The following is a 1369-nucleotide window of genomic DNA, read 5'->3' on the forward strand; positions in this document are numbered from 1 at the left end:
AGGGCGCATGGTGAATGCCTTGGCACTAGGAGCCGATGAAGGACGGGACTAACACCGATATGCTTCGGGGAGCTGTACGTAAGCTTTGATCCGGAGATTTCCGAATGGGGAAACCCAATCATCTTAGTCGATGATTAATGCTTAGTGAATACATAGCTAAGTATTGGCAGACGTGGGGAACTGAAACATCTAAGTACCCACAGGAAGAGAAAGCAATTGCGATTCCCATAGTAGCGGCGAGCGAAGTGGGAACAGCCCAAACCAGGAAGCTTGCTTCCTGGGGTTGTAGGACTGAACATTTGAGTTACCAAAGCAACAGATAGTCGAACGGTTTGGGAAGACCGGCCAGAGCGGGTGATAGCCCCGTAGACGAAATTTGTTGCCCTCAGTTCAGGATCCTGAGTACGGCCAGACACGTGAAACCTGGTCGGAATCCGGGAGGACCATCTCCCAAGGCTAAATACTCCCTAGTGACCGATAGTGAACCAGTACCGTGAGGGAAAGGTGAAAAGCACCCCGGAAGGGGAGTGAAATAGTTCCTGAAACCATGTGCCTACAATTAGTTGGAGCCCGTTAATGGGTGACAGCGTGCCTTTTGTAGAATGAACCGGCGAGTTACGTTAACATGCAAGGTTAAGATGAAAAGTCGGAGCCGTAGCGAAAGCGAGTCTGAAACGGGCGTTTCAGTATGTTGATGTAGACCCGAAACCAGGTGACCTACCCATGTCCAGGGTGAAGGTGCGGTAAAACGCACTGGAGGCCCGAACCCGTGTACGTTGAAAAGTGCTGGGATGAGGTGTGGGTAGCGGTGAAATTCCAAACGAACTTGGAGATAGCTGGTTCTCTCCGAAATAGCTTTAGGGCTAGCCTCGGAAAGAGAATCGTGGAGGTAGAGCACTGTTTGGACTAGGGGCCCGTCACGGGTTACTGAATTCAGATAAACTCCGAATGCCATAGATTTATATCCGGGAGTCAGACGGTGAGTGATAAGATCCATCGTCGAAAGGGGAACAGCCCAGACCACCAATTAAGGTCCCTAAGTGTATCCTAAGTGGAAAAGGCGGTGGAGTTGCATAGACAGCTAGGATGTTGGCTCAGAAGCAGCCACCATTTAAAGAGTGCGTAATAGCTCACTAGCCGAGTGATTCTGCGCCGAAAATGTACCGGGGCTAAGGATACCACCGAAATTGTGGATGCGACCAATAGGTCGCGTGATAGGAGAGCGTTCTAAGGGCGGTGAAGCTAGATCGTAAGGACTAGTGGAGCGCTTAGAAGTGAGAATGCCGGTATGAGTAGCGAAAGATCAGTGAGAATCTGATCCACCGAATGACTAAGGTTTCCTGGGGAAGGCTCGTCCTCCCAGGGTTAG

1 rRNA gene is annotated in these 1369 nt (G+C 50.6%); it reads left to right on the plus strand.

Annotated features, from left to right (window positions below):
- Positions 1–1369, plus strand: a 23S ribosomal RNA gene (locus tag AC6H04_RS02315); the annotation flags it as partial.

It is taken from the genome of Secundilactobacillus sp. MJ173 (assembly GCF_059704265.1).